Source organism: Streptococcus danieliae (genome assembly GCF_013415245.1).
GTDB classification, from domain to species: domain Bacteria; phylum Bacillota; class Bacilli; order Lactobacillales; family Streptococcaceae; genus Streptococcus; species Streptococcus danieliae_A.
The window spans coordinates 1-255 of record NZ_JACBXX010000183.1 but is presented as its reverse complement, the minus strand read 5'-3'; the positions used below and the strand labels follow the sequence as shown (position 1 = coordinate 255).

Annotated in this window: 1 protein-coding gene; it reads right to left on the bottom strand. The window is 41.6% G+C overall.

Going from position 1 to position 255, the window contains the following annotated elements; all coding sequences use genetic code 11:
* The coding region (locus tag HZY94_RS08795; protein ID WP_179925841.1) for a MucBP domain-containing protein at positions 1-255 on the bottom strand (255 nt) is incomplete at both ends.

The window sequence follows — 255 nt, the reverse complement described above, 5'->3', positions numbered from 1 at the left end:
CTTCTGGCTTGTTATCTGTTGTATCGTACGGTTCATCAACTGGCTTATCTGTCTCATCCTTAACTGGATCCTTGATAACATTACCAGCCGTATCTTTATAATTTACGACAACGTTACCTTTTGGCTCCTCCTTCAAGACATACTGATAAACAACTGTCTGCTCACCTTCAGTGACCTTACCAGTTTCTGGAGCATCACCTTGACTATCACGAACCGGTTTAGTTGCAGAAAGGACATAGGTCTTACCATCTTTAA